The sequence below is a fragment of the Variovorax sp. KBS0712 genome (genome assembly GCF_006323185.2).
In the GTDB taxonomy this organism is placed as follows: Bacteria; Pseudomonadota; Gammaproteobacteria; order Burkholderiales; family Burkholderiaceae_C; genus Variovorax; species Variovorax boronicumulans.
In genome coordinates this window covers 2,084,415-2,106,617 of record NZ_VCCD02000001.1, presented here as the reverse complement: position 1 = coordinate 2,106,617, position 22,203 = coordinate 2,084,415, and the positions used below count along the sequence as shown (strand labels likewise).

Below are 22,203 nucleotides of genomic sequence, written 5' to 3'. Positions count from 1 at the left end.
ACAGAGGGGATTTGCTTGCAAGCCATGCTGCCTTCGACTGAACCCATGAGTAACTGCTCCGTCTCGCGTCGCTGCCGCGCGCCCCGATGTCCAAGGTTGGCGGCCGTGTCGATCGCGGAAGGGATGATGCCTTCGAGAAGGCCCGGGGGAGCATCAGCACCTTCGACGTTTGCGCCACCCACAACGACGCCGTTCACCCGCTGAGCATCCGCGTCGCGCCCTTGACCAGGGCGTTGTGCAACTCCTGCGTCACGCGCGACGCAGTCAGTACCACCAGCGGCACCATGATCCGCTCCCGCAGCGGCCTGGGCTGTACGCCCGCGTAGCGATGCAACGCAAAGGGCGCAGGCAGGCAGGTGCAGCCACGGCCGGCGCCGATCTGGGCGAAGACATGCAACGGATCGGGTGCTGGCGCCTCGGCCTTCGGCCGAAAGCCATGCGCCGTGTACTCGCGCGTGAACTCGTCGTACATGCGTGTGTTGACGCTGCGACTGAAGCGGAAGAATGGCGGCAGGGACTGCAGGTCCCGCACTGCAATGCGCCGCTGGCGCGCGAGATCCGACGTCGCAGGAACGAAGGCCATGAGGGGGACCTCATCGACCAGGTTGCCACGCAGGCGGTACATCGAAGCCGGCCAGAGCACGATGGCGGCATCCAGCTCGTTGCGCCGCAGGGCCGAGGCTGCGGCAATCGTCGTTGTCGTTTGTACGTCGATCCCGCTCGCATGCCCCGATTCCACCAAGCTCCGTTCCATTGCGGACAGTCGGTTCAAGTGAACCCAGTTCAGAACGCCCAGGCGAAGACGCGGCAGCTTGTTCGCGGACTGGGCCACATGCTCGAGCGTCGCGTCGAAACTGTGCATCAGCTCCGCGAAGCTGCGCATGGCCAGCTCTCCGGCGCTGGTCAGCCGCACGCCGTGCGTATTGCGCTCGAGCAGTTGCAGGCCCAGTTCAGCCTCCAGCTCTGCGATCTGCCGCGACAGGGGCGGCTGCGTGATGGCCAGCCGCTCCGCGGCGCGCCTGAAGTTGCGCTCCTCGGCAACGGCGAGGAAGTAGCGGATTTGGCGGACGGTGACTGGTCTGGTCATCCAAAAAAGGTATCACAAAAAACGCAATTCCCAGTGCGGCCAGCGCTGCCTACAGTCGCGGCCGCAACAAACCGTTGCTGGCCGCGTCGCCCGGGAATGGGCGCCGGCATTGCCTTTTTTGCACCTGACGATGACAACCAAGAAAAGCCCTCTTCCTTCGATATCCGCCTCCCTCTCTTCCCTGGCTCCTTCCCGTGGTCGCCGGAATTTCCTCGGTCGCGCATCCACGGCCGCGCTGTGGCTCGGTGCTCCTTCGCTGCTTGTCGCTTGCGGCGGAGGGGGCGGGGGAGGGGGAGGGGGAGGGGGCAGCGGCCCGCTCGCGGTAGGCGGTGGAGAAGGCCCTCGGACGGACGGGGGGCTCGCGCCCGCAAGCCGCTTTGCCAGCATCCGGGCCGTGGAAGCTGCATGCTTGGATCTCGAATCGCGCAAGCTCGAGTCGATCGCCTACCTGACCGAGTTGACGGGGATCATGGCGAAAGACCCGAACTATGTGGAGACAGGCTTTGACGAACGCTCACTGACGGCCTGGGGCACTTTCGCCGATGGCCGCGTGCACATGGTGTCGCACAACTTCAAGCCCACCGGAACTTCGACGCTGACCGCCGCCATCGCTGATACGGGCCAAGCACAAAAGGCGGCGGGGCTGGCTGCCGCCAAGCCGCCGGAACTGCCTAGCGAGCGCAAGGCACGTCTGATGCATTCCTTCTTCACGCCTTTCGACGGCCAGGCAGCTATCGCGGAAATGTCCGGCTGGCTCAGCGCGCATGACTACGCGCTGCAACCAGGCGTCGAGGGTGACGCGCACATTACGACCCTGCGCCAAATCAAAGGGGACGGCTTCTTCTACATCAACACTCATGGCGGCGTGAAGCACACGCGCCATCAGGATACGGGCTCACCGCAGATGTACTCCATCCAGTCGTCCACGCTGATCGACCCCACCCTGGAGGCACAACCCGATTTCCAGGCCGATCTCGCCGCCTTCCGGCTGACCTACTTCACGGCCTACAACGGCCTCGCCACCGTGGACAGCAAGGGCGAGGAGATCATGCTCAAGGACACGCGCTACGGCATCACCGCTGCCTTCGTCGACACCTATTGGGAGTTCGCGCAGGACAGCGTCGTCGTCATCAACGCCTGCAACAGCGCCAACAGCGCCGACAACGACCGGGTGATCGACTTTCTCGTCGCCTGCCACCGTAAGAACGCGGGCCTCTACCTGGGCTGGACGGAGATCTGCTCGCCGCCGGCCGCCTTTGACATACCGAAGTACTGTGTTGACCGGATGCTGGGCGCCAACCTCTTCAAGCCGCACACGCCGAAGCAACGCGCCTTCACGGGCGAAGAAGTGATCGCCCATATGCAGCGCAAGAATCTCAACCACGACACCGGCAACGGCACCAAGACCGGCGCCTACTTCATCGCCAAGCCCAATCCGCGCAGCGCGGTGAGTCACATCCTCTCGCCGTCGATTCACCATGTCGAGGTCGATGAACTGAACGACCAGCTCAACCTCATCGGCGCTTTCGGTCGCAGGCAGGGCAAGGTCTTCGTCGACGGATCGGAGCGCCAGGTGGTGCGCTGGGAGCATGAGCTCGTCGTCTGCGACCTGCCGCGCGTGGGCGCGGGCTCGCGCGGACCGGTGTGGGTGGAGCTGGGTGCGGATCGCAGCAACCGGCGCACCGTCAGCCAGTGGAACATCCGCATCGACACGCACTGGTTCAAGCAAAACTACCCGGGCCTCGCCGTCGACGGGCCGATACGCACGCGCTGGCGAGCCGACGTAGGGCCGGTGCGCGACACCTGTGGCGAGGATGTGAAGCGGCCCGTGCGCTATGCGATCGGCACCTATGACTCCACCATGGAGCTGGCGGCAGGCGGCGCCTTCCACGTGCCGCCGGACTGCACGATCACCTGGAGCGGACAAGCCAGCTTCGCCTCGCAGGTGAAGCTGATGCGAGAGCCCAGCGCCGGCGACCGTGTGATCTTCACCTACCTGCGGATCGACCCCGAATCGAAGCTTGGCGCCATGGGCCTGGCGATGGGCGCGAGCACCGGGCCGTTCGTGGAGCACGGTTGCCGCTCCACCGATACCTTCGCTTCGGCGCTGGGCCTCTTGGATGGTCCGCAGGATTTCGAGGTCACGGGCGCAGCCGCGACGATCCCTCTGCCCGCCAAGAACATTGTGCTCGGCAACGATCTTTCCATCCTCGGCGACGGCCACCTGGACGACAGCCTGCGGCTGCAATGGAGCACCGCGCCGATCGAGTCGCCGCCTGCGGATGCCGAACTGATCTGAGTCTCAGCGACACCCAAACGCTACCAATCCGCATTTCGAAGTGAGCGACACAGGCATAGGAATTGACCTGAGCCAGCAGGTCGATATTTTCGGGCAATTCCAACAGGTCCAGGCTGCCAGCGGCAGTGCAGGCTTGGGATTGTTCATCGCTCAGCGCATTGTCTCGGCCATGGGCGGATCTCTGAACGTCGCAAGCGTCATCGGGCAAGGCACTACGTTTTCTTTCACGCTTTTCATGCCGATCGTCAATGCTTCCGATTCAGCCTGGTCCGCCGCTACACCGCAGGAGGTAGAAGCTGGCGTGACCTTACCGAGGCATCTCTTACCTCGGAATGCCATGCTGGACAACCAAGCCTTGGAAGAGCTCGCCAGCTTGGCGCTTGATGGTCGGCTCACCGATGTTGAGTGCTGGATCGAACGCCACTCCGATGAAGTCGAAAATGCTCCGTTCGTTGCTCTGTTGAGTGACCTGTTAGAGCGGCTCGACTTCCCCGGGATACATGCGCTGTGCGTTGCACAGCAAGAATATTCGAGCCCCCTGCGCGACATACGCGACCAGGGTCCGCGTCAGTGATTCGGATGCAGACAGCGAGGCTAGCCCAAAACCTTCGACGGGGAATATCTGGTGGAAACGCTTGATGGTTTTCGGGTTTATTAGCAAGAGCGAGGCACCAAGACCGCCGTTCGAAACTTCACATCGCTGCGCGATGCTGCACAGGCATTTTTCCGCTGACGCCGGATGACCGCTTTCGCGAGCCTCGAACTTCTGCAAAGGGCCCATAGCCGACCTTGCCAGGGCTCCGAAGCTGACCTTGCAACTCGCGCCTGCAAGACGCGACGCAAGGCATCCTTAATGCACGCATCCTGCAGGATGGCTTCTTGCAAATAGTGGTGGTGCAGCGATACTTGCCACCTTGATATTTGGAGTTCATATGCTTCCCGACACGCCTTTGCTCCTGGCTTTTGTTGGTGCCAGCCTGGTGTTGGCTATCACCCCCGGACCCGCCGTCGTCTACATCGTGGCCCGTACTTTGGCGCAGGGTCGCGCATGCGGTCTTTCATCCGTACTGGGCGTCGCGCTTGGCAATCTCTCCAATGCGTTGGGAGCTGCGCTCGGGCTGGCCGCCTTGTTCGCCGTGTCATCGGCTGCTTTCTCCGCGGTGAAATGGGCCGGCGCAGCCTACCTCGTGTATCTCGGTATCCGAATGTGGAAGACGGCGCCGCCAGTCGCCGACGCAACGCCGCAGGCGCTGGCGCAGCCCTTGCGACGCGTCTTTCGAGATGGCTTCATGGTCGCGCTGCTGAATCCAAAGACCACCTTGTTCTTCGCCGCCTTCCTGCCGCAGTTCATGGACGCTCACGGCAACCCGCTGATGCAGACCGTTGCGCTCGGTGGTGTTTTCGTTGGTATCGCTTGCTGCACCGACGTCATCTACGTGCTAACGGCAAGTCTCGTCGCACCGCGCCTGAGACGAGCTGCTTGGGGCGGCCGCTGGGGTAACCGGCTCGCGGGAACATCATTTATCGGGTTGGGCGTGCTCACGGCCATGGGCACGCGCCCAACACGCTGACGCGCGCTCATCCGCGCCGAACGGCGGCTTATGGCCGACTGTAGCCGGTCGCGCCGCCGTCGTGAACGGGCCCGGAGCGGCCAAATCGCTGAGCGATTTCAAGGTCGTACAGCGGTCGCTCAACGTTTGAGCTAACCGGACCGTTGCGGCGTGTGGCTAAAGGCCCAGAATGAAATGGCGGGACTTTGGCCGCACGCCGCAATGGGTCCGGTTGAGCGAATGGTTAGGCCGCAACCACGCAGTTTCAGTACGGCTAGACCTCATTGCTTACTTCGATCAGGTTCTCGTCGGGATCATAGAAGTAGACGGAAACCAATGCGCGTTGCGCGCCAGTAGCTAGGACTGGCCCTTGCACGACCGGAACGCCTTCGTTTTGTAGGTGCACAAGTACCTGTTCTATAGGTGTTACGGTCAAGAAGCATAGATCCGCAGAACCTGGAGTAGCGTGCTTCACATTCGGATCGACAACAGTCCCCAACTCGTGCAGGTTGATCTTTTGTTGTCCAAAGTGCACTGAGAATCGCCCGGCCTTGAACTCTCTGGCTTCAAAGCCTAGGACACGCTGATAGAAGTCAAGTGTCCTTGGGATGCTTGCGACCGTTAATACCAAATGATCTAGCGCTTCAATCTTCATGGGGGGGGCGGGCTTTCGGGTGACGAGCCACAGGTAGTCGGTTTTGCGGCCTAACGCAAAGGTGAGCGGATGCCGTAGGCGGTCCGCTCGACTGAATGGTTAGGTTGAGCGCCAATAAGAAGAAGCGTACCTAATTTTCGTTCGAGGAAACGAACTATGGAGTTACGCATATGGTTGAAGAAGTCCGTCGTGGATGAGAAAACTATCAAAATTCCGAAGACTCCCACCATGACACGCACCGGTTGTCGATCGGATCGACTACGAAATAGCGACGCTAGAAAGCTTGGCAGATATACCAAGATGGCGGCAACGGTAGCGACTTGAACGGCAAACACGACATTGGCCAACAGGCTCAGGTTGAATTCCAAGTCCTCATGTACGCGATCCGCAAGACAGGTCATCAGATAAACAACGCTGAAGATACCTTCGGCCAATTTCAAGTTGCGGTATGAGTCTTTCATGCGGATTTCTTCTCTGATAAGACTACTTCTGGGGCGGGTCCTGCTGCTATCGCCAATGACTGGTCTTGGCCGATTGTGTTGAAAAACTCTCCCGAATCCCCGTAGCTGGCTTGCAGTTTGCATGCGCTTCGTGATCGATGGAGGTATGCATCATGATGGGTCAAGGCACCGCTCAAGATCAGTTGTTCTACGCATTCAACCTCGACGATCACGTCCCGCGTGATCACCTGCTTCGAGGCGTTGATCGCTTCCTCGATCTGAGCGAGCTACGCCAACATCTTGCGCCGTTCTACAGCCACACCGGCCGGCCATCGATTGATCCCGAACTCATGATCCGCATGCTGGTCATCGGCTACTGCCTGGGCATCCGATCCGAGCGCCGGTTGTGCGAGGAAGTCCATCTCCACTTGGCCTACCGATGGTTCTGTCGCCTGGGCCTGGAGGACAAGGTGCCCGACCATTCCACTTTCTCCAAGAACCGGCATGGCCGCTTCCGCCAGAGCAATGCATTTCGATTCGTCTTCGAGGCGGTGCTGCACCGCTGCATGACCGAAGGGCTGGTGCAAGGGGAGGGATTTGCCATCGATGCCAGCGTCATCAAGGCCGACGCTAACCGCGCGCGCAATGTTCCTGCCTCCGAGGTTGCGCAGTGGCGCCAAGGCACCCAGTGCAGCCGTGCGGTGCGCGAGTACCTCGAAGCGCTGGACGCCACTAATCCGGTTGCCGACGGTGCGCCCGAGGTGCCGCACGACACGCAGGCACCATCCAGGAACATCTCTCCGACCGACCCGGCTGCGCAATGGACCGCAGCACCGGGTGGTCCGGCCTTCTACGCGTACTCGACCAACTATCTGATCGATCTGTCGGCCGGCATCATCATGGACGTGGAGGCCACGCCTGCGCATCGCACACCGGAGGTCGACTCCACCCGAACCATGATCGATCGGGTCGAAGAGCGCTTCGACATCAAGCCGCGACGGCTTGTGGGTGATACGGCGTACGGCACTGCACCGCTGCTTGGTTGGATGGTTGAAGACAAGCAGATCGAACCTCATGTGCCCGTGTGGGACAAGACGGCCCGCAAGGACGGCAGCCTGTCGATCGGCGAGTTCGAGTGGGAACCAGAGCGCAATGAGTACGTATGCCCCGAAGGCCATGCGCTGCGTAATGAACGACGCCGATTCACGATCCCGCGCAGCCACGTCACGAAGGCCGACACGGTGATCTACCGAGCGAGTCAGTCAGACTGCGTCGGCTGTGCGATGAAAGATCGGTGCTGCCCGAACACGCCATTCCGCAAGATCGCGAGAAGCGTCCATGAAGGTGCACGCGAGACGGCACGATCCATTGCAAGGACACCGGAGTACAGCCAGTCACGCAGGGATCGCAAGAAAGTGGAGATGCTGTTCGCGCACCTCAAGCGCATCATGAAGCTGGATCGGCTCCGGCTTCGCGGGCTCAGTGGTGCGCAGGACGAGTTCCTGCTGGCGGCTACAGCCCAGAATCTGCGGCGGATGGCCAAGTGGTTGATGCCAATTGAAGGACATGCAGCCGTGAAAAGCGTGTGAGGTGAACGCAGCGGCGTGCTGCGCGCTCTCGCTTCGTTAACTCGATTGCGAATCCTGTGCGATCGCCAACGCAGGCAAGATTCGAGGCGAGTTTTTCAACACAATCGGCCGATAGTAGCCATTCGCGCGAGGCCGAGGGATGTCGGGTGTCGCTGCGTACCTGCCACTCGCAGGGACGAGCTGCCGGCCTGGGTGCAGCATGTTCCTACCGTTTGCGGTGCGTTCTCAGCCGCCGATAAGGGAGCATTGACGTGCCTTTGGTTATCGTCGGTTAGGTCTGCGGCGTTCGGCTTCGGGCTCCGGTGCTGGCAGTCCACTGCTCGAGAGAGTCAATGTGCGAATGAGCACTAGCATGGCGACGCGGCGTTGATATCTACGAGCAGATGGGTGCACCCGGGCGAATTGAAGATCTCGTTACAGCAGACAAACGTAAGAGGTTTGATCGCGATGTGACGTGTGAACTAGTTTTCCGATCCGCGCCTGATGTGTGCATGCCGATTTTAAGAGCGCAGGTCTTTCCGATTCCTTTCTGGCGATCAATCTCAGGACGAACGACTGGAACGCGCGCTCCAGACGTTCGGGCGCGCGACTTGATTCTCAAAGCCCGCCGGGACGGGCATGCTGGAAGGCCCGTTGCTGCGATGCAGAAGGTTTCGGCTACGGAAACGTGGCGTGTCTTGATCGCATGACTGCCGAGGTCGAATTTGGCGCAAGACTTGATCTGCAGGTTCTCGAGACGAGACCCGCAAGCGTTTTGCTCCAACCTTTTTCTTTGGAACCTCCATGAATCTCACGACAGCCATGAAGATCGTATCGGCCCCTGTTCTGACCCTCCTGGTCGCGGCCGGCGCCCACGCAGAGGCGTACGACGGTGTGCACAAGGCCTTCTCCAGCAAGACGCGCGATGAGGTGAATGCCGAGGCCGTGCGCACCGCCAAAGCGCCCGACCAGAACGTGGTTCGCGGTTCTCGCGGTCCCGAGACCATGGCTGTTTCGACGGCGCGTTCTCTCGTTGAAGCCGAGGCCGTTCACTACAACCTGCGGCCCGACCAGAATGTCGGCTCCGGCTCTCGTGTGAACAGCAAAGTTATTTCGACGATGCCGCACCCGGCCGATCTGCGCGCCAAGGCCAATTGAGCAACGACTGCTTCACGCTCCGCGTGCGGTAAGAAAAAAACGGTTGGCAGGAGAGCCCGGAGTTGCGGGTGCCCATCACGCACATGCCAGCCAAGGGTGGACACCTGATGACAACTTCCCTCACTGCTGACGCCGCCAGAGCCTTGGAGCCAGCCCCTTTGCCCGCCAAGGTCAACTCGGGCGTCGCCAACCCCTTGCTGCACGCGCCGCTGCTGCCGCTGTTGATTCGCCTCGCGGTGCCCACGGTCGCCGTGATGCTCATGCAGACGGTGCTGAGCGTGGCAGAAACCTACTTCGTGAGCGGGCTGGGTGTCGACGCTATCGCAGCGGCCTCGTTAGTCGTGCCCGTCATGTTGCTTATGACCATGGTCTCCAACGGCGGTGTCGGAGGCGGGGTTTCTTCGGCGGTCGCGCGGGCGCTCGGCGGCGGGCGGCAAGACGAAGCCGAAAGTCTCGTGTAGCACAGCGTCGTGATCGCGATCATCGCAGGCGGACTGTTCGCGTTGGCTGTGATCGCCGCGGGTCCGATGCTCTACCGTGAACTGGGTGGAACAGGCGCGTCCTTGCAGCAGGCGATTCGATACTCGGACATTCTCTTTGGCGGCGCGGTGCTGTTCTGGATTCCGACGTTGCTGCAGTCAGCCTTGCGAGGTGCGGGCAACGTCAGAACTCCAGCACTGATCATGCTCGGCGGCGTTGGCGCCGGGCTCATTATTTCTCCCGTCCTGATCCTGGGTTGGCTGGGGTTTCCGCGGATGGGCGTCGCCGGTGCGGGCGTGGCGCAGGTGCTGTGCAGTGCAGGCTCGCTCGTGGCGATCGTTGCCTCCATGCGATCCGCGGGCTCGAGGCTTCGACTTCGTCGGCACCCGCTACGGCGTGATCACTTCGGTGCCATCCTTGGCGTTGGCTTGCTGTCGACCCTCAACGCGGCGATGACGACGCTTTCAATTGCCGCGATCACAGCGGCTGCAGGCGCCTTCAACGTGTCGACGATCGCGGGCTACGGTATCGCGTCTCGACTGGAAATGTTGCTGGTTCCCGTGATGTTCGGCTTCGGCACCGCCGCCGTCGCCGTGGTTGGAACCTGCATTGGCGCCGGCGATGTGGTGCGTGCGCGGCGCGCTGCGCTGGTGAACGCATTGTTCGTTGCTGGGTTGCTCGAAGTGCTGGGCCTCGGCGTGGCATTCTTTCCTGGACTGTGGATGTCTCACTTCGCGAGCGACCCCGACGTATTGGCCGTCGGGGGGCAGTACCTGAGGGTGATGGGCCCGGTGTTCGGCTTCATTGCCGTCGCGTTGTCACTGTATTTCGCGGGGCAGGGCGCGCGGCGCGTCGGCTGGCCGCTCGCGGCCGGTGTCTTGCGCTTCGTGTGCGCGCTGTCCGCAGCGGCGCTGGTGTTCGCGGGGAGGCTCAGCCTCGAGTCTGCCTTCCTGCTGGTGGCTGGGGGCGCCATCGTCGGCGCCGCAGTGACGGTGTGGGGCTTCGCCCGGGGAGATTGGGGAAGACGCTAGAGTCACACGCTTCGTGCTGCGGCACAGGAGGTTTGTAGCTGTACATCTGTGCGATGTCGCTGCGTCTCTCTGTCCTTCGGCGTGGAGGTCGGAAGAACCGGTGTTTTCGAGCGCAACGGGTGAGTCGGTCGGATCGCCCGGGTTGCCGGGACGTATTCAGTGTCTCAATGCGGACGGATTGCCACCGCTTCGAGGGGTTCAGCCTGCCAGCCGCCACCCAGCGCCTTGAACGCACTGACCGCCGCGCGCGCCGACTCCGTTTGCGCCTGCGCTCTTGCATCGGCCACGCGCAGCAGGCTCTCGTCCGCTTGCAGCACTTCGATCAGGCTGATGACGCCTCGCTGATAGGCCGCGAACGATGCCCCTCGCGCGCGACCGAGCGATGCCTCGCCCTGCGCGAGCAAGGCGGCTTGTTCTTCACGCTTGACCAGGGCGGAGAAGGCGTTCTCCACGTCTTCGGTCGCACGCAGTGCAGCGAGCCGGTAGGCTGCGAGCAACTCCGCGTCCTGCCCCTTGGCGAGTGCAATCTGCGCGTCGATGCGCCCGAAGTCGAACAGCCGCCAGCGCAGGCCGAGCAGGGCCGCAGCCTGGCTGGCGCCGCCGGTGAACAGATTGCCGCTGGCCACGGACGTGGCGCTGCCGATCGTTCCCCCCAGTGAGAGTTTCGGGTAGTACTCGGCCATGGCCACGCCAATGCGCGCGTTCGATGCCGCAAGGCGCCGCTCGGCAGCGATCAGGTCGGGCCGCCGCCGCAGCAAATCGCCGGGTGATCCGGTGGCGCCGATGCGCGGTGCGACAGGAATGACACCCCCCGCCGCCAATTCGGAGCGGTGCGCGCCCGGCGTCGCGCCCAGCATCACGTCGAGCGCGTTCATGGCCGCGGCCTCGCCCGCCTCCAACACTGGCACAGATGCACGGACCTGCGCCAGGGCACCTTCGGCTTGCCTCAGTTGGAGTTCGGCGGCCAGCCCCTTGCCGTAGAGGAGGTTGATCTTCGACAGCAGGTCCTGCTGCGTGGCGACTTGCCGCCGTGCCACGTCGAGGCGGGCCTGTAGACCGCGCAGCGTGATGTAGATGTCTGCGGTCTGCGCGGCCACGGCCAGGCGCGTGGCGGTCGCGCCGGCCTCCGATGCCTGGTAGTCGGCCAGCGCTGCCTCGCGTCCCCGGCGCAGGCCGCCGAAGATGTCCAGCTCCCAGCTTGCGCCGAGACTCGCTTCGTAGGCGTTGCCGTAGCGATCGAACCCTGGCTGCGAGTTCAGGACCTGGCCCAGTGGCGTCTCCACCGACTGGTAGGCCCTGGCGGCTTGTCCGCCGAGATTGCCCGAGGGCAGCAGCGCCGCATTCGCCGCACCGAGCCCGGCCCGGGCCTGCGTCACGCGGGCGGATGCCTGCGCAAGGTCAAGATTCTGTTTCAGCGCGAGTTCGACATAGCGGGCCAGTCGTGCATCTCCGAAGCCGGTCCACCACGCCACCAGCTCGGCGGTGGCGGTGGCGGATCGCTGGTCGAGGGCTGTCGCGCCGATGAATCGGTCCGGCAGGCTCGGGGCAGGTCGGACATAGTCAGGCCCGACAGCGCAGCCTGCGAGGAGGCTGAACAGCAGGGGCAGGGCAAGAGTACGTTGGGACATGGGTTGCTCCGGGACGGCGGACAGGAAAAAGTGTGTGACTATAATTCAATATGGTCACTTGTTGTCGTTTGTTTGTCCGGGCGGTAAGCTCTGGTCATGAGCAATGCAACTTCTTCTCCGCCTGTAGCGCGGGGGCCGGCCGATCACGACGTGCGCGCGCAGATCGTCGTCGCGGCCACCGAGCACTTCAGCCAGTACGGGTACGAGAAGACCACGGTTTCCGACCTCGCCAAGGCCATCGGCTTCTCCAAGGCGTACATCTACAAGTTCTTCGAGTCCAAGCAGGCGATTGGCGAAATGATCTGCGCGAACTGCCTGCGCGAGATCCAGGAGGGCATCCGCGTGGCGGTCGACGGGGTCGAAAGCCCGCCCGAGAAGCTGCGCCGTATGTTCAAGGCCATTGTCGATTCGGGCCTGCGCCTGTTCTTCCAGGACCGCAAGCTCTACGAGATCGCCATCTCGGCGGCCAGCGAGCGCTGGCCGTCGGCCATTGCCCATGAAGAGTGCATCCGGCAGATGCTCATCGAGCTGCTGAAGCAGGGCCGCGAGTCGGGCGACTTCGAGCGCAAGACGCCGATCGACGAGGCGGCGGCGGCCATTTATCTGGTCATGCACCCCTATATCAACCCCGTGATCCTGCAGCTCAGCGCTCATTACACGGACCAGGCGCCGGCCCAGCTGTCGGGTCTGGTGCTGCGCAGTCTGTCTCCTTGAAGATATAAATCGACTGTGACCATTGACTAAAATGGTCACTATTATCAGAATCGGGGCCCTGATCGATTCGTCTATGGGCCCCTCATGCACTCGCGCCGCTTCCTTACATCTGCACTTGTCTGCGCCTTGCCGTTCGCGCTGGCCGCCTGCGACGACAAGGCGCCACCCGATCCGCGCACCCAGGCGCCGCTGGTGCGCGCAGCCACCGTCCAGACGGCCGCGTCGGCATCGCGCTCGTTCACCGGCACCGTGGCCGCGCGGGTTCAAAGCGACCTGGGTTTCCGCGTCTCCGGAAAGGTGCTGGAGCGCTTCGTGGACGCGGGCCAGACGGTCAAGCGCGGGCAGTTGCTCATGCGCATCGACCCGGTCGACCTGAGGTTGGCGGCGCGTGCCCAGCAGGAGGCTGTCAGCGCTGCACGGGCGCGTGCAAAGCAGGCGAGCGACGAAGAAGCGCGTTACCGCGATCTGCGCGGCACCGGCGCCATTTCCGCCTCGGCGTACGACCAGGTCAAGGCGGCGGCGGATGCGGCCCAGGCCCAGCTCGGTGCGGCCGAAGCGCAGGCCGAGGTTGCGCGCAATTCCAGTCGTTATTCGGAACTCGTTGCCGACGCGGACGGCACGGTGCTCGAGACGCTGGCCGAGCCTGGCCAGGTCGTCAACGCCGGGCAGCCGGTGGTCCGCTTGGCGCAGGCCGGGCGCAGGGAGGCCGTGGTCCAGTTGCCGGAAACGCTACGTCCGGTCATCGGCTCCGTCGGCCAGGCCACGCTGTTCGGCAGGGAAGGTGTTGCGGTGGCCGTCAAGCTCAGGCAACTCTCCGATGCAGCCGACAAGCTCACGCGCACCTTCGAGGCGCGCTATGTGCTTGATGGCGAGATGGTCAACGCGCCACTCGGGGCCACGGTGACGGTTCACGTCGGGGATGGCAAGGTCGTCGCGAAGAACGGTGTGCAGGTGCCCATCGGCGCCCTGTTCGACGCCGGCAAGGCGCCGGGGGTCTGGGTCATCACCGGTGATCCGGCGAAGGTGCACTGGCAGCCGGTGACGGTGGAGTCGCTGGAAGACGACCGCGCCCAGATCACGGGCGAGCTCAAGCAGGGCGATCGCGTGATCGCACTCGGCGCGCACCTGCTGCGCGAGGGTGAAGAGGTGCGCGTTGCCGGCGCGGCCGCGGCGCCTGCGGGTGGCGGAGCCCGTCCATGAGCGAAGGCCGTTTCAATCTGTCGGCGCTCGCAGTCCGTGAGCGCGCTATCACCCTGTTCCTGATCCTGCTGATCTCGCTGGCCGGCCTCGTCGCTTTCTTCAAGCTGGGGCGCGCGGAAGACCCGGCCTTCACGATCAAGGTGATGACCATCATCACGGCCTGGCCCGGCGCCACGGCGCAGGAAATGCAGGACCAGGTCGCCGAGAAGGTCGAGAAACGCCTGCAGGAACTGCGCTACTACGATCGCGCCGAAACCTACACGCGGCCCGGTCTCGCGTTCACCACGCTGACCTTGCAGGACAGCACGCCACCCTCCAAGGTGCAAGAAGAGTTCTATCAGGCACGAAAGAAGGTCGGCGACGAAGCGGGCAATCTTCCGGCGGGCGTGATTGGCCCGATGATCAACGACGAGTACGCCGACGTCACCTTCGCCCTCTTCGCACTCAAGGCCAAGGGAGAGCCGCAGCGCGTGCTGGTGCGCGATGCGGAAACGCTGCGCCAGCGGCTGCTGCACGTGCCGGGCGTGAAGAAGGTGAACATCGCCGGCGAGCAGCCCGAACGGATCTACGTCGAGTTCGCGCACGACCGGCTGGCCACACTGGGCATCGGCCCGCAGGATGTGTTCGCCGCGCTCAATGCCCAGAATGCGCTGAGCCCGGCCGGGTCGGTAGAAACCAAAGGTCCGCAGGTCTTCATTCGCCTGGACGGTGCCTTCGACACCTTGCAGAAGATCCGGGACACGCCGGTGGTCGCGCAAGGGCGCACCCTGAAGCTGTCGGACGTCGCCACGGTCAAGCGCGGCTATGAAGACCCAAGCACCTTCATGATCCGCAGCGGCGGCGAACCGGCCCTGCTGATCGGCGTCGTGATGAAAGAGGGTTGGAACGGGCTCGACCTGGGCAAGTCGCTGGACGCGGAAGCCCGCGCCATCAATGCCGAACTGCCGTTGGGCCTGAGCCTGTCGAAGGTCACGGACCAGTCGGTCAACATCGCCGCATCGGTCGACGAATTCATGATGAAGTTCTTCGCGGCCTTGCTGGTCGTGATGCTGGTGAGCTTCCTGAGCATGGGCTGGCGCGCGGGCCTGGTTGTCGCTGCAGCCGTGCCGCTCACGCTGGCCGTGGTCTTCGTGGTAATGGCCGCCACCGGCAAGAACTTCGACCGTATCACGCTCGGTTCGCTGATCCTGGCGTTGGGCCTGCTGGTGGACGACGCCATCATCGCCATCGAGATGATGGTGGTGAAGATCGAAGAAGGCTACAGCCACATCGCTGCATCGGCCTATGCGTGGAGCCACACGGCGGCGCCGATGCTCTCGGGCACGCTGGTCACCGCCGTCGGCTTCATGCCCAACGGCTTTGCGCCGTCGACAGCGGGCGAGTACACGAGCAACATGTTCTGGATCGTCGGCATCGCGCTGATCGCCTCCTGGGTCGTCGCGGTGGTGTTCACCCCGTACCTGGGCGTGAAGCTGCTGCCGAACTTCAAGAAAATCGAAGGCGGCCACGCCGCGATCTACGACACGCCGCGCTACAACCGCCTGCGTCGCGTGCTCGAGCGCGTGATCGCACGCAAGTGGCTGGTCGCAGGCGCCGTTATCGCGCTGTTCGTGCTGTCCATCCTCGGCATGGGTGTCGTGAAGAAGCAGTTCTTCCCGATCTCTGACCGTCCCGAGGTCCTGGTCGAGGTGCAGATGCCCTATGGCACGGCCATCACGCAGACCAGCGACGCGACGGCGAAAGTCGAGGCCTGGCTGTCTAAGCAAGCCGAGGCACAGATTGTCACCTCCTATATCGGCCAGGGCGCACCGCGCTTCTTCTTCGCCATGGGCCCGGAACTCCCGGACCCGTCCTTCGCCAAGATCGTCATCCGCACAGCCAGCCAGGAAGAGCGTGACGCCCTGAAGCTGCGGCTGCGCGAGGCCATCGCGCAGGGCTTGGCGCCCGAGGCGCGGCTGCGGGTGACCCAACTGGTGTTCGGCCCGTACTCGCCGTTCCCGGTGGCCTACCGTGTCACGGGGCCGGATGCAAACGAATTGCGGAAGATCGCGGCCGACGTGCGTCAGGTCATGGATGCGAGCCCGATGATGCGCACCGTCAGCACCGACTGGGGCACCCGCACGCCCGCGCTGCACTTCACCTTGAATCAGGACCGTCTGCAGGCCGTGGGCCTAAGCTCCAATGCCGTGGCGCAACAACTGCAGTTCCTCTTGAGCGGCGTGCCAGTGACGACCGTGCGCGAAGACATCCGCACCGTGCAGGTCGTCGCCCGTTCGGCGGGCGACACGCGTCTCGACCCGGCCCGCATCGCGGACTTCACGCTCGCCGGTGCCGGCGGTCAACGCATTCCGCTGTCGCAGGTCGGCCAGGTCGAGATGCGCATGGAAGAGCCGGTCATGCGGCGACGCGACCGCATGCCCACCATCACGGTGCAGGGCGACATCGCCGACGGAACGCAGCCGCCGGACGTGTCGAACGCGATCACCAAGCAGCTGCAGCCGATCATCGACAAGCTGCCCGCGGGCTACCGCGTCGTCCAGGCCGGCTCCATCGAGGAATCGGAGAAGGCGACCGCGGCGATGTTGCCGCTGTTCCCGATCATGCTGGCGGTCACGCTTCTGATCATCATTCTCCAGGTGCGCTCGATGTCGGCGATGGTCATGGTGTTCCTTACCAGCCCGTTGGGACTGATCGGTGTGGTGCCAACTCTGCTCATCTTCCAGCAGGCATTTGGCATCAATGCGCTGGTTGGGCTCATCGCGCTGTCGGGGATTCTGATGCGCAACACGCTGATTCTGCTGGGGCAGATCCACCACAACGAGCAGGAGGGGCTGGACCCTTTCCACGCGGTGGTCGAGGCTACGGTGCAGCGAGCGCGGCCCGTGATCCTGACGGCGTTGGCGGCGATCCTCGCGTTCATTCCGCTGACGCATTCGGTGTTCTGGGGCGCATTGGCGTACACGCTGATCGGCGGCACTTTCGCGGGGACGATCCTGACGCTGGTGTTCCTGCCGGCGATGTATTCGATCTGGTTCAGGATCAAACCAGGCAACGCGACCCAGCCCGCGCACTGATGCGCTTCATCATCATTCATCAAGATCGAAGGAACCAGTCATGTCGAGTTCATCAGTCGTCGTAGTGACTGGCGCGTCCTCGGGCATCGGACGTGCCGCCGCGGAAATGTTCGTGGCGCGAGGCTGCCGGGTTTTCGGCACCGTTCGCGAGTTGCGCAAGGCACCCGCGCTGCCTGGTGTGGAGTTCATCGAAATGGACGTCCGCGACGAAGGCTCTGTCCAGAGGGGCATCGAATCCGTCATCGACCGGGCCATGCGCATCGACGTGCTGGTCAACAACGCGGGAATGATGATGATCGGCGCGGTCGAGGAAACCGCGACAGCCGAGGCTGCAGTGCTGTTCGATACCAACGTTTTCGGCATGCTCCGCACGACGCGTGCGGTGCTCCCGTACATGCGTGAAAAACGCCGCGGGCGAATCGTCAACGTGAGTTCCGTGCTCGGTGTGCTTCCGGCTCCGTACATGGGACTCTATGCGGCCACCAAGCACGCAGTGGAAGGGCTGTCGGAGTCGCTGGACCATGAAGTGCGCCAGTTCGGCATTCGTGCCACGCTGGTGCAGCCGGCCTTCACCCGGACCAACCTTGATGCCAATGCGCCTCGTGTCAAGGCGCGGATCGCGGGCTATGACCGCGAACGCGAACTGGTGACGCTCTCCGTGGCCGAGAGCGTGAGCAGTGCGCCCGAGCCGCACGGCGTGGCGAGCACCATCGTCGAGGCGGCGCTGGGCCCGTGGCGAATGCGTTGCACGCCGCCGGGGGAGGCGTCTCTGTTGACGAAATTGCGCCGCTTCATGCCGGCGGGACCGGTGGATGCGAGCCTGAGGAAAAAACTCGGGCTCGTTTGAGCACCTGTCCGAGATGCTTGTACCGAGCGTCGGCCTGACCAACAAGAAGGAGAACATTTGTGGACAGCCTGGATCTCCTGCGCACATTCAGCGAGGTCGCCACTTCGGGGAGCTTCTCCCGCACGGCCAAGCATCTTTCGCTGTCCAAGGGCACCGTCAGCAAATACATCGCGGCACTCGAGAGCCGGTTCGGTGTCAGATTGCTGAACCGGACCAGCCATGCCGTCAGCCTGACGGACGCTGGCGCCTTGCTGCTCGAAAGAAGCAGGCCCATGCTCGAACTGGCCGACGTCACGCAAGCCGAGCTCCAGGACCGCGCGCGGATCCCCAGCGGGCGCGTGCGCATCTCGGCGCCTTACGGCATGGAACTGACCGAATTGCCGGCATTGATCAACGCCTTTCTTGGCCACTATCCGGAGGTCAGCATCAGTCTCGTGCTCACAAACCGCATGGTCGATCTTGCGGAGGAAGGCGTCGACATCGCGCTTCGCTTCGGCGCGTCAGCCAATGAGAACCTGATCGTTCGAAAACTGGTATCGATGGAGCTCACTGTCTGCGCGGCTCCCGTTTACTGGCGTAAGCATGGTGTGCCAGCTCATCCGGGCGAACTTGCGCATCACATCGCGCTGTTCAGCAGCCATCTGAATCCGCTGCCCAAGTGGCGCTTCGAAGTCGACGGTCAGCCACTCGAGGTCCCGGTCCGTGGACCGTTGGATGCGACGGAAGCCAGCCCGCTCATCCAGGCGGCGCTGCTTGGCGCAGGCGTTGTCTACTTGCCCTCGGTGATGCTCGCGCCTTACGTCGAGAGCGGGCGACTAGTGCCTGTGCTGTCGGAGTTCGTTCGCAGCGACATGTGGCTGTCCGCTGTGTACCTGGAGCGCCGGCACAGCACGGCGGTGCATCGGGCACTGCTGGATTTTCTCGTGAGCCGGTTGAAGCCTACAGGTTCGCGGATGAGGATCGACGCGCAGTGAGCTGGCAACGTGCGAAGGATGCGCGCCTCCCTGCGGGTTGTCACTGAAGCGAGCAGGATCGCGCAACCAGCTTGCTGCGGCGTGACCAGGCGCCCTGATGTCGTCCGCTGGGACGGCCACGTCGTAGTCGAAGTCCTTCGGGATCTCGAAGGTTTCGAACTCCGCGTTTCTGCGGGAGGCCTTTGATGTGGATTCCCACGCTCATTGGCCCCACTTTTCCATCGAACGCTGACCCGCTTCTGCGCACCGATGCGCAGAACCACAGGCGTGCGCGTTGGAATACAGGCGGTTCAAGCGTCAGCGAAAATGTGGGTCCACGCGTCGATGGCCGCACCGATGCCGCTAGATGCGCCGGTCACCAGTGCGCGCTTGCCGATGCGGGCGGTTGTGTATGAACTCAAGGTCGATCTCCTGGTCATGCAGAGCGGGTACAGAACGCCAAGGCCACCGGAGGCTTGCGCGTCGGCCGTGCGATGGCCTGAGTCGGCGGGGCAAGGGCCTGATCAAAGACGCTAGCGCAGGCAGGCGGCAGCTACACCACTTGCACCACGACCTTGCCCTTGGCGCGCCCACTGTCGACGTAGGCCAACGCTTTGTGGGTGTCCTGAAATGGGAACACTTTGTCGACGATCAGGCGGATGGCGCCTGACTCGATGAGGGCGGTGATCTCTCGCAACTGCGCCCCATCGGCCCGCATGAAGACGAAGGTGTAGTGGCCCCCGTTCTTCTTTGCCTTGTTCCTGATGCCGAAACTCAACAGGCGCAGCACTTGCCTGAGCGGCCAGGCCAGTCCTCGCGCGATGGCGAACGCCGGGGTGGGCGGCCCCGAGATGGAGATGAGATGCCCGCCCGGCTTGAGAACCTGGAGGGATTTGTTCAGCTCGCCGTTGCCGAGGCTGTTCAACACCACGTCGTAGTCGCGGAGCACCGTGGCGAAATCCTGCTGCTTGTAATCGATGACGACGTCCGCGCCCAAGGCCTTCACCCAGGCGACGTTGGCCGTGCTGGTGGTCGTGGCCACGAATGCCCCGAGATGCTTGGCAAGCTGGATGGCGATGGTGCCGACGCCGCCGGAGCCGGCATGGATCAGGACCTTCTGCCCCTTTTTCAGCTTGGCGGTTTCGACCAGCACCTGCCAGGCGGTCAGGGCCACCAGAGGAACGGATGCGGCCTCGACCATGCTGAGATTCTTGGGCTTCAGCGCCAGCGACGATTCCTTGACGGCGATGAACTCGGCGAAGGTGCCGATGCGATCGTCGTCGGGGCGCGCATAGACCTCGTCGCCCGGTTTGAAGCTGCGAACGCGAGCGCCGACCCGCTCAACCGTACCGGCCAGGTCGTTGCCCAGGATCAGGGGGAAGTGGTAGGGAAGAATCAATTTGAATTCGCCGCTCTTGATCTTCGAGTCCAGGGCATTGATGCTCGCCGCGTGGATCTGGATTAGGACGTCATCGTCCCGCACCTCGGGCTCGGGCGTTTCGCCGATGCGGCCAACTTCATTCTTTCCGTAACGATCGATGATGAACGCTTTCATGGGCGACTTTTTTCCAGAGTGTTTGATTGAATGCGCTTCGGGCAGCCCCGCCCCACAGGGGGCGGTCGGGAAAGTCGGCCTGAAGCCGGTTGCAAAAGATGCCGTCGTTCAGTCATTGAGAAAGGCCAGCGCCTTGGGCACGAATTCGCCGTGGTACTGGAAAATCCCGCCATGCCCAGCGTCTTTGTAGATGACCAGTTGTGAGCCTGGGATGCGACGCGCCATGTCGTGACTGTTCACGGTGGGAACCATGATGTCGTTGTCGCCATTGGCGATCAACACAGGGATGCGGATGCCGCCCAGATCCTGGGGCGCCTGCTGGCCCCAGGCCTTGATGGCCTTCAGCTGTCGCAGGAAGGCAGGGGGCATCGGTTCCTTGTCCCGATCCGCCTTGCGCTCCTTCAGTCGCTCCAGGAAGGCTTTCGCGGCTTGACGACCGTTGGCCGTGGAGGTGAAGAACAGAAAGGTCTTCGGATCCCGCAGCGTCAGCAGGCCTTTGACTATCAGCGGCCAGGAGACCGCTCCGACCCGTTCGATGCCTGTGCCGCCTGCCGGCCCTGTGCCGGTCAGGATGAGTCGGCGCACCAGGCCGGGGGCTTTCAGCACGATGTCCTGCGCCACGAATCCTCCGAGGGAGAAGCCAAGCAGATCAATCTTCTCGAAGCCCAGTGCGTGGACCAGCGCGATCGCATCCCGCGCCATCGCATCGATGGTCACAGGCGCTGTTCCGCCTGAAGCGCCGATCCCTCGGTAGTCGATGGCGATGATGCGATGCCTGCGGGCAAGTCCATCGACGATCCGCGGGTCGAAATTGTCGAGGACCGCGCCCCAGTGGTTGAGCAGGACCAGAGGCACGCCATCGCGCGGCCCCAGGTCGCGGTACGCGAATGCAGTCCCGTCGACATCGATCGAGAGGTTGGGAGCGTCGATGAAGGGCATGCGCGATCCGGTCAGGCGTTCACATCCACGATGGTGCGCCCCTGGACCTTCCCTGCGAGTACCTGGCTGGCAACGTCAGGAACCTCTGCCAATCCGATCACCTTGGTGGTCCGTGCCAGCTTGTCCAGGTCCAGGTCGCTGGCCAGACGCGACCACGCCTGCAGCCGCGCAGGCTGCGGCGCATTGACCGAGTCGATACCGGCGAGGGTGACGTTGCGCAGGATGAAGGGCAGGACGGATGCCGGCAGGTCCGCGCCCTGTGCGAGCCCGAAGGTCGCGACCACGCCGCGATACCGGGTCTGCGCCAGGACGTTTGCCAAGGTATGGCTGCCGACCGAATCGATGGCCCCGGCCCATCGCTCCTTGGCGATCGGTGCGCCCGCTTCGGACAGGGTGTGACGGTCGATGATGTCCGCCGCGCCCAGCGCACGCAGGTAATCGGATTCCTCGAGACGCCCGGTCGACGCGATCACGCGATAGCCCAGGCTCGACAGCAGCGCGATCGCCACGGAGCCGGCGCCGCCATTGGCGCCCGTCACCAGGATGTCGCCGTGCTCGGGCGTCAGGCCACCATGCTCGAGCGCGAGCACCGACAGCATGGCGGTGTACCCGGCGGTGCCGACGGCCATGGCATCCCGGGTCGAAAACACCTCGGGAACCTTGACCAGCCAATCACCGCTCACCCGCGCCTTTCGCGCAAAGCCGCCGTGGTGCGTCTGGCTCAGTCCCCAGCCGTTGGCCAGCACACGGTCGCCGGCTGCGATGCCGGGATAAGTCGACGACTCGACGACACCGGCAAAGTCGATGCCCGGAATCAGCGGAAACTGGCGAATGACCGGTGACCGGCCACTGAGCGCCATCGCGTCCTTGTAGTTCACCGTCGAGTACTCGACCGCGACGGTGACGTCGCCCGGCATCAGGTCCTCTTCCTTGAAGTCGACCAGGCTGCTTGAAATGGTGTCGCCGGTCTTGCTGGCGAGCAGTGCCTTGAATGTCATGTGCTGTTCCTTCCGTTCTGGCGTTCT

Annotated in this window: 17 protein-coding genes and 2 pseudogenes; 12 read left to right on the top strand and 7 right to left on the bottom strand. The window is 63.5% G+C overall.

Annotation, left to right across the window (positions count from 1 at the left end; genetic code table 11):
* Positions 1-193: 193 nt before the first annotated feature.
* Positions 194-1,087 (bottom strand): LysR family transcriptional regulator, encoded by an 894-nt coding sequence (locus FFI97_RS09640; RefSeq protein ID WP_139701809.1) that lies wholly within the window; start codon positions 1,085-1,087, stop codon positions 194-196.
* Positions 1,088-1,496: 409 nt separating this feature from the next.
* Here FFI97_RS09640 and FFI97_RS33590 point away from each other — a divergent pair, with 409 nt between their 5' ends.
* From FFI97_RS33590 to FFI97_RS09625, 3 genes and pseudogenes are all read left to right on the top strand, one after another.
* Positions 1,497-3,386, top strand: coding sequence for a hypothetical protein (locus tag FFI97_RS33590; protein ID WP_185993587.1), 1,890 nt, complete (start codon positions 1,497-1,499; stop codon positions 3,384-3,386).
* Between the two features lie 37 nt (positions 3,387-3,423).
* Positions 3,424-3,960 (top strand): annotated as a pseudogene (locus FFI97_RS34300) (ATP-binding protein); the annotation flags it as partial.
* Between the two features lie 358 nt (positions 3,961-4,318).
* Complete coding sequence (locus FFI97_RS09625) at positions 4,319-4,957, top strand: LysE family translocator (protein ID WP_139701807.1); 639 nt, start codon at positions 4,319-4,321, stop codon at positions 4,955-4,957.
* Between the two features lie 253 nt (positions 4,958-5,210).
* On the opposite strand, the gene FFI97_RS09620 is transcribed toward FFI97_RS09625, so the two are convergent.
* Positions 5,211-5,591: a VOC family protein gene (locus FFI97_RS09620; RefSeq protein WP_082818216.1), complete on the bottom strand. Its 381-nt coding sequence runs from the start codon at positions 5,589-5,591 to the stop codon at positions 5,211-5,213.
* Positions 5,592-5,641: 50 nt separating this feature from the next.
* The gene (locus tag FFI97_RS09615; protein WP_139701806.1) at positions 5,642-6,052 is read right to left on the bottom strand and encodes a hypothetical protein; all 411 of its coding nucleotides are present in this window, start codon (positions 6,050-6,052) and stop codon (positions 5,642-5,644) included.
* Between the two features lie 152 nt (positions 6,053-6,204).
* Here FFI97_RS09615 and FFI97_RS09610 point away from each other — a divergent pair, with 152 nt between their 5' ends.
* The 4 genes and pseudogenes from FFI97_RS09610 (at position 6,205) to FFI97_RS34295 (ending at position 10,268) form a co-directional block, all read left to right on the top strand.
* Positions 6,205-7,620, top strand: coding sequence for an IS1182 family transposase (locus FFI97_RS09610; protein ID WP_139701439.1), 1,416 nt, complete (start codon positions 6,205-6,207; stop codon positions 7,618-7,620).
* 783 nt (positions 7,621-8,403) lie between these two features.
* Entirely contained in the window at positions 8,404-8,757 is a 354-nt protein-coding gene (locus tag FFI97_RS09605) for a DUF4148 domain-containing protein (RefSeq protein WP_235926633.1), read from the top strand.
* 83 nt (positions 8,758-8,840) lie between these two features.
* Positions 8,841-9,467, top strand: a pseudogene (locus tag FFI97_RS33905) (MATE family efflux transporter); the annotation flags it as partial.
* Positions 9,441-10,268 (top strand): MATE family efflux transporter, encoded by an 828-nt coding sequence (locus FFI97_RS34295; RefSeq protein ID WP_313906280.1) that lies wholly within the window; start codon positions 9,441-9,443, stop codon positions 10,266-10,268. The pseudogene FFI97_RS33905 and the gene FFI97_RS34295, both read left to right, overlap by 27 nt.
* A gap of 164 nt (positions 10,269-10,432) precedes the next feature.
* Here the strand turns inward: FFI97_RS34295 and FFI97_RS09590 are convergent, their stop codons facing one another.
* Complete coding sequence (locus tag FFI97_RS09590; protein ID WP_139701803.1) at positions 10,433-11,896, bottom strand: efflux transporter outer membrane subunit; 1,464 nt, start codon at positions 11,894-11,896, stop codon at positions 10,433-10,435.
* A 96-nt stretch (positions 11,897-11,992) separates the two neighbouring features.
* Between FFI97_RS09590 and FFI97_RS09585 the strand changes: the two genes are divergently transcribed.
* The 5 genes from FFI97_RS09585 to FFI97_RS09565 all read left to right on the top strand — a co-directional run bounded on the left by FFI97_RS09585 (position 11,993) and on the right by FFI97_RS09565 (position 18,705).
* Complete coding sequence (locus FFI97_RS09585) at positions 11,993-12,610, top strand: TetR/AcrR family transcriptional regulator (RefSeq protein ID WP_139701802.1); 618 nt, start codon at positions 11,993-11,995, stop codon at positions 12,608-12,610.
* Between the two features lie 84 nt (positions 12,611-12,694).
* Positions 12,695-13,810, top strand: a complete 1,116-nt coding sequence (locus FFI97_RS09580; protein WP_139701801.1) for an efflux RND transporter periplasmic adaptor subunit — start codon at positions 12,695-12,697, stop codon at positions 13,808-13,810.
* Positions 13,807-16,884 carry an efflux RND transporter permease subunit gene (locus tag FFI97_RS09575; RefSeq protein ID WP_139701800.1) on the top strand — a complete coding sequence of 1,026 codons (3,078 nt, stop codon included), beginning with the start codon at positions 13,807-13,809 and terminating at the stop codon, positions 16,882-16,884. The genes FFI97_RS09580 and FFI97_RS09575 overlap by 4 nt, the downstream gene beginning before the upstream one ends.
* 40 nt (positions 16,885-16,924) lie before the next feature.
* Positions 16,925-17,731: an oxidoreductase gene (locus tag FFI97_RS09570; RefSeq protein ID WP_070059262.1), complete on the top strand. Its 807-nt coding sequence runs from the start codon at positions 16,925-16,927 to the stop codon at positions 17,729-17,731.
* Positions 17,732-17,790: 59 nt separating this feature from the next.
* Entirely contained in the window at positions 17,791-18,705 is a 915-nt protein-coding gene (locus FFI97_RS09565; RefSeq protein ID WP_070059261.1) for a LysR family transcriptional regulator, read from the top strand.
* A 532-nt stretch (positions 18,706-19,237) separates the two neighbouring features.
* On the opposite strand, the gene FFI97_RS09560 is transcribed toward FFI97_RS09565, so the two are convergent.
* The 3 genes from FFI97_RS09560 to FFI97_RS09550 all read right to left on the bottom strand — a co-directional run bounded on the left by FFI97_RS09560 (position 19,238) and on the right by FFI97_RS09550 (position 22,176).
* On the bottom strand, positions 19,238-20,239 hold the full coding sequence (locus FFI97_RS09560; RefSeq protein WP_139701799.1) for an NADP-dependent oxidoreductase: 1,002 nt from the start codon (positions 20,237-20,239) through the stop codon (positions 19,238-19,240).
* Between the two features lie 108 nt (positions 20,240-20,347).
* Entirely contained in the window at positions 20,348-21,178 is an 831-nt protein-coding gene (locus FFI97_RS09555; protein ID WP_139701798.1) for an alpha/beta fold hydrolase, read from the bottom strand.
* 11 nt (positions 21,179-21,189) lie between these two features.
* A complete protein-coding gene (locus FFI97_RS09550; protein ID WP_139701797.1) occupies positions 21,190-22,176 on the bottom strand; it encodes an MDR family oxidoreductase in 987 nt (328 codons plus the stop codon).
* Positions 22,177-22,203 lie beyond the last annotated feature (27 nt).